Source organism: Desulfobacterales bacterium (genome assembly GCA_029211065.1).
Taxonomy (GTDB): Bacteria; Desulfobacterota; Desulfobacteria; order Desulfobacterales; family JARGFK01; genus JARGFK01.
Genome location: JARGFK010000033.1, coordinates 36,642 through 42,813 on the forward strand (window position 1 = coordinate 36,642; position 6,172 = coordinate 42,813).

Sequence of the window (6,172 nt, forward strand, 5' to 3'; positions counted from 1 at the left end):
CGGTCCATGCAGGAAGAACGCTATAGCGTCAAACTGGAAGATATCTTCGAAGGTCCCATGGATCTCCTGATCCATCTCATCAGAAAAAATGAGATTGACATATACGACATTCCCATTGCAATGATTACCCGGCAGTATCTGGAATACCTTGACTGGCTGAAGTTCATGAACATCGATTTCGCCGGCGAGTTTATTGTTATGGCAGCCACGTTAACACAGATAAAATCGAGAATGCTTCTGCCGACCCATGGATATGAAGATGAAGATATCGACCCCCGTTCGGAAATTACCAAGCCGCTGCTGGAATACCTCCGGATGAAATCAATGGCGGAAGAACTTTCCAAAAGACACCTGCTGGGGGATTCCACATTTGTCCGGACGCCCGATTTAAAGGAATACCTGTCGGACACGGATGACCGGTTTGTCAAGATCGGGCTGTTTGAATTAATTGATGCGTTTCAAAAGATTCTTGAAAACCTCCCCGGAGATCATAAAATAGACTTCAGCACCGACAGAATTTCCGTAAAAGACCGGATCACTGAAATTATCGATGTTCTGGAAGCCAAGGGGTCGGTTACGTTTACGGAGTTATTTCCCGCAACCAGCACAAAAAGTGATATTATCGTTACCTTTCTGGCAATCCTGGAAATGGTAAAACTTTATCTCATTCGGATCGTGCAGCATTCACAGACCGGCATTATCAGGCTATTTTATTTATAATGGAAAAATTAAAAGAAATCATTGAAAGCTTACTGTTCGTTGCCGAAACCGCCCTTACGACCGAACGGATCAAACAGGTCACCACGGCGGACGCCAAAGAAATCAGGGATGCGCTCCAGGCGCTTTCAGATGAATATGAATCCCGCCCGGGCGGGTTCTATTTGGCTGAAGTCGCCGGCGGCTATCAGATCCGCACCCGGCCGGAATACAACGAGTGGATCAAGCGCCTGATACAGCCGAATCCGCCCCGCATGAGCAAGGCCGCCCTGGAGACACTGGCCATCATCGCTTATAAGCAGCCGATCATCCGAAGCGATATCGAACATATCCGCGGGGTGGATTGCGGCGGTATATTGCGCCTGCTGCTGGAGCGCAAGTTCCTCCGGGTTCTGGGCCGCAAGGAAATACCCGGACGCCCGCTCATATACGCCACCACCAAACAGTTTCTGGAGGTATTTGACTTAAAAGACCTTAAAGATCTGCCCACTCCCAAGGAAATCGAATCCTTCGGCCGGTCTCTGCTGGATGAATCGCCCCCGGAAGATTCTTCCGAGCCGGAATCCTCTGGGGATGAACTGCCCACGGGGGACGCTGATGAGTCGGAACAGGTTTTTGAGGATGAAGACGCCCCGAAAGATTCAGCCCATTCAGAACAGATTTTTGAGGATGAAGCCTTTCCCGAAGAATCCGCCCAAACCGAACTGATCCATGGGGACAATACCCCTCTGGAAGATTTCACAGGACCGGAAGAAGCCAGTGATGATGAAAACCCGCGAGAAAAGACTTGACTTGAAAAGTATCTCGTCAGTATAAAACAAAAAAGCAGTTAAATCTTGCTGTCATTACTTTAAGGAGATTCCATGAACAACTCGGAACTGGTCGATATTCTCAAAAGCAGAATGTTCCTCAGTGCCAAAGAGGCCAGAATTTTTTGCGATACGTTTTTCGGCGCCATCATGGAATCCCTTGGCAGGGGGGATCGCGTTGAAATCCGCGGATTCGGCAGCTTTACAGTGAAAGAATACAAAGCCTACACCGGACGAAACCCTAAAACCGGTGAAAAAATTACGGTTCCTCCCAAAAAATTGCCCTTCTTCAGGGTCGGTAAGGAGCTAAAGAAAATCGTCGACAAATAAATCCATCGGGCGGTTAACTCAGCGGGAGAGTGCTACCCTCACACGGTAGAAGCCACTGGTTCAAATCCAGTACCGCCTACCAGATAAATAAAGGGTTTGCAGCTATTGAAGGCTGTAAGCCCTTTTTTTGTTTATAGATCTGCTATATAAGGTGGAACATCCTCAAACAGGCTGATGCCTGTATCTTAATTGAAGATTGATGAAAAGTTTTTTTGTTGCATAATGTAATAAGATTTAGGAAAAATTTAAAATTACAAAAATCATACCCATATGGTAAAAAAGGATGAAGATCAAACGAGCAGAGACCCCATACGAAATTGATGAAGTTCGCCGCCTGTTCCGGGAATATGAGGCCTACCTCGATGTTGACCTCTGCTTCCAGAGTTTTGAGGAGGAGCTTGCCGGACTCCCCGGGAAGTATGCTCCTCCTGACGGCGTTCTGTTGCTGGCACTGGACGGACAGGAATCAGCCGGTTGCGGCGCATTGCGGAAGCTGGACAATGGCATATGCGAGATGAAGCGGCTCTTCGTCAAACCGAAGTTCAGAGGACTGGGCTTGGGCACAATTCTTGCCAAGCGCCTTATCGATGAGGCAACTCTCCTGGATTATTCTACGATGCTTCTGGACACGCTGGACAGGCTCAAGGCGGCCATGACGATCTATGAGTCCCTGGGGTTCGTGCGAACCGAGCCCTACTACCGAAATCCGCTAGCGGGTGTTGTATACTGGAAACTCGACTTACTAGTAAAAGACAAAAGAAAGTAGCCATGGTGAAGGCGTATCATAGGGTTGTAGGCGTTTGAAATCTCCCCTCGCCCCCCTTTAAAAAAGGGGGGTGGGGGGGATTTTGGAAGAAAGTTTAAGGCCGGTTTTGCTCACCTCAGACCCTTGAAGAAATCATTGCCTTTGTCGTCGACCAGGATAAAAGCCGGAAAATCAACCACCTCGATCTGCCAGACCGCTTCCATACCGAGTTCTGGAAAATCAATGCATTCAACCTTGCGGATGTGCTCCTCTGCCAGCAAAGCGGCAGGACCGCCGATGGAACCCAGGTAGAAGCCCCCATATTTTTTACAGGCATCGATCACCTGCTGGGAACGATTTCCCTTGGCGATCATTACCAGAGAGCCGCCTTTGGCCTGCAGCATGTCCACATAGGCGTCCATGCGACCCGCCGTAGTCGGGCCAAAGGAGCCTGAAGCCTTGCCCTTGGGGGTTTTGGCAGGGCCGGCATAGTAGATGGGGTGGTTCTTGAGATATGCCGGAAGCGCCTTGCCGGAATCGAGGATCTCTTTGAACCTGGCATGGGCGCTGTCGCGCGCAACGATAATGGTGCCGGTCAATGCGAGCCGGGTGGCAACAGGGTATTGGGTCAGGATGGCAAGGATGCTTTTCATCGGCTGATTAAGATCGATTTTGACAACACCGTGCTCATGCTTTCCACGATACTGATCCGGGATCAGGCGGCCGGGATGGGCGTCCAGCGCTTCCAGCCAGATGCCGTCTTTGTTGATTTTGGCCTTGATGTTGCGGTCAGCCGAACAGGAGACACCCATGCCCACAGGGCATGAGGCGCCGTGGCGGGGCAGGCGGATGACACGCACATCATGGACAAAGTATTTGCCGCCGAACTGAGCGCCGATGCCACTTTCCCGGGCCGCTTTCAGAAGCTTTTCTTCCATGTCCGGATCGCGAAAGGCCTGGCCTCCCTTGTTTCCCTTTGTCGGCAGCGTGTCCAGGTAGCCGGTAGAGGCCAGCTTGACTGTTTTCAGGCAGGCTTCGGCACTGGTGCCGCCCACAACAAAGGCCAGATGGTAGGGCGGGCATGCCGCAGTGCCCAGGGATTTCATTTTGCTGATAAGGAATTTCTCCAGAGATTCGGGGTTGAGCAGCGCCTTGGTCTCCTGGAACAGATATGTTTTGTTGGCGCTGCCGCCTCCCTTGGCAACAAAAAGGAATTTGTATTCAGCGCCTTCAGCGGCGTAGATGTCAATCTGGGCCGGCAGATTATTGCCCGAATTGACTTCCTTGTACATGTCCAGCGCAGCCGTCTGGGAATAGCGCAGGTTTTCCTCTGTATAGGTTTTATAAATGCCTTTTGATAGAAATCCCTCGTCATTGCAGCCGGTCCATATCTGTTGGCCTTTTTTGGCGACCACCGTTGCCGTTCCGGTATCCTGGCAGAAGGGAAGTTCGAATTTGGCAGCGATCTCGGCATTACGCAGCATCGCAACGGCAACCCCGCGATCATTGGGGGAGGCTTCCGGATCGGAAAGAATTTTTGCGGCCAGCTCATTGTGTCGCGGCCGGAGAAGGAAAGAGACTTCACGCATTGCCTGGTTGGCAAGATAAGAGAGCCCTTCCCTGTCAACTTTTACCATCGTTTCCCCCTCAAAATCAGCAACGCTTACAAAGTCCCTGGATAACAGACGGTATTTTGTGTCATCCTTACCCAGCGGAAATGGGTCCTGATACTTGAATTCCGGCATATTTTTTTCTCCTTGTGATAATGAAACGTTCTATAAAACCTTTTTATTTATTTCAGCAACCATACAGCGCGGTCTGATGCGCTTCCGCCGCTGGACGGTCGGGAACACGCTTTAACCCCGCCCCTCGAACCGACAGCGAAGCGCAGACCCTGTTCAGAAAGTCCATCCTTTTCTCATGGTTCTCTTTCTCATCCCGAATACCATAAAAAGGGAATGAATTAAAGCCTGCAGTAATTCGGAAAAACGACGTCCGACGGCAACAACCCCCTGTCAAACTGTTGCTTTCCCGGCTTAACCCTGCTATGAAAATGAGTATAACATTGATCATTTTTCATAAATCTTTTATAGACGGCAGGACGCCATAGTCATGTTATGAAGCTTTTTTTATTTTCTTGTAAAGCCGTCTGCCTGATCCACTCTATTTTGCGTGTATCCCATGCCGGTATTTGAATACTCAGCCTTGAACATCAAGGGAAAAGCAATTGCAGGCGTCATCGATGCCGAGAGTGCCGTCGCGGTAAGACAGAAGCTGCGGGCCTCAAAGGTTTTTCCCGTTTCCATCAAAGAGGCCGGCAATGCCGCCGCAAAAAAGGATGCCGGCGCTTTTGAATTCACCCGCCCGTTTTCCCGAATCAGTTTGTCTGAAATTTCCCTGATGACCCGCCAACTGGCGACCCTGGTGGGGGCCGGATTTCCGCTGGTAACCGCTCTGGACACCCTGATACCACAAACCAAGTCGCATTCGTTTAAAAAACTTTTGACGCAAATAAAAGATGCCATTGTCGAGGGCAGCAGTTTTGCCGGCGCCATATCGCAATATCCGGGAACCTTTTCATCCCTTTATATTAACATGGTTCATGCCGGTGAAACATCGGGGACCTTGGAAATTGTCCTGGATCGGCTTGCGGATATTACCGAAAAACAGCAGGCCTTGGCAATCCGTATCCGATCCGCATTGGCCTACCCGGCCCTGATGACCGCTATCGGTGTCATTGTTCTGATTCTGCTGCTGACATATATTGTTCCCAGCATCACCAGTGTTTTCAGCGAAATGAATCAGGTACTGCCGGCGCCGACCCGGCTATTGATCGTTGTCAGCAGCCTGTCTAAATCCTATGGATGGATGCTGTTGCTCGCTGCCGGTGTTGCGATCCCGGTATTCAGAAGCATCACCCGAACAATTAGGGGAAGATATCTTTGGGACAAGCTCCTGCTTTCCTTGCCCCTGACCGGACCCTTGGCCAGAAAGCTGGCAGTGGCGCGCTTTGCCAGAACCCTTGGTTCTCTCCTGGAAAACGGCGTTTCCATGCTGCCGGCGCTGGAGATCGTTAAAAATATCGCAGCCAACACCTTGATTTCAAATGCCATCGAATCCGCCGCCAGAGACGTCGGCAAAGGGCAGGGTTTATATCAGGCGCTTTCCACATCAAATGCCTTCCCGGGTCTGGCTCTGCAGATGATTCAGGTGGGTGAGCAGAGCGGTGAACTGGAACGAATGTTGAACAAAATCGCGGATGTATTTGAAAATGAGGTAACCTCATCGGTTGTCAGCATGACTTCGCTGCTTGAACCGGTCATGATACTGGTCATGGGGGTCATTGTCGGTTTTATCGTTCTTTCAATATGCCTGCCCATCTTTGAAATGAATCAGCTGGTAATGTAGGGTTATTATCACAAAAATGTTCTAATTGAATGATCTCCATAGAACTGTTACGCCAGCCGCCGGATGGTTCTGTTTCAGTCGGCAAACTGTCTGAGCAAATTAGAGCGCGTTCAATTGAACATTATCTAATTGACTAAATTCATTCAAAAGTTGATCCGCTTTA

At 50.0% G+C, this 6,172-nt stretch carries 6 protein-coding genes and 1 tRNA gene; 6 read left to right on the top strand and 1 reads right to left on the bottom strand.

Translation table 11 applies throughout. The annotated features are described in order from the left end of the window. Positions 1–6 precede the first annotated feature (6 nt). From P1P89_09420 to P1P89_09440, 5 genes are all read left to right on the top strand, one after another. A complete protein-coding gene (locus P1P89_09420) occupies positions 7–720 on the top strand; it encodes a segregation/condensation protein A (protein ID MDF1591719.1) in 714 nt (237 codons plus the stop codon). Further along, positions 720–1,508 carry an SMC-Scp complex subunit ScpB gene (scpB, locus tag P1P89_09425; protein MDF1591720.1) on the top strand — a complete coding sequence of 263 codons (789 nt, stop codon included), beginning with the start codon at positions 720–722 and terminating at the stop codon, positions 1,506–1,508. The genes P1P89_09420 and scpB overlap by 1 nt, the downstream gene beginning before the upstream one ends. Positions 1,509–1,580: 72 nt before the next feature. Next, the gene (locus tag P1P89_09430; GenBank protein MDF1591721.1) at positions 1,581–1,856 is read left to right on the top strand and encodes an integration host factor subunit beta; all 276 of its coding nucleotides are present in this window, start codon (positions 1,581–1,583) and stop codon (positions 1,854–1,856) included. Positions 1,857–1,863: 7 nt separating this feature from the next. After that, positions 1,864–1,938 (top strand) — tRNA-Val (locus P1P89_09435). 201 nt (positions 1,939–2,139) lie between these two features. After that, positions 2,140–2,622 carry a GNAT family N-acetyltransferase gene (locus tag P1P89_09440; GenBank protein MDF1591722.1) on the top strand — a complete coding sequence of 161 codons (483 nt, stop codon included), beginning with the start codon at positions 2,140–2,142 and terminating at the stop codon, positions 2,620–2,622. 110 nt (positions 2,623–2,732) lie between these two features. Here the strand turns inward: P1P89_09440 and P1P89_09445 are convergent, their stop codons facing one another. Further along, positions 2,733–4,346 (bottom strand): fumarate hydratase, encoded by a 1,614-nt coding sequence (locus P1P89_09445; protein MDF1591723.1) that lies wholly within the window; start codon positions 4,344–4,346, stop codon positions 2,733–2,735. A 436-nt stretch (positions 4,347–4,782) separates the two neighbouring features. On the opposite strand from P1P89_09445, the gene gspF reads away from it, so the two are divergent. Beyond that, entirely contained in the window at positions 4,783–6,009 is a 1,227-nt protein-coding gene (gene gspF / locus P1P89_09450) for a type II secretion system inner membrane protein GspF (GenBank protein ID MDF1591724.1), read from the top strand. Positions 6,010–6,172 lie beyond the last annotated feature (163 nt).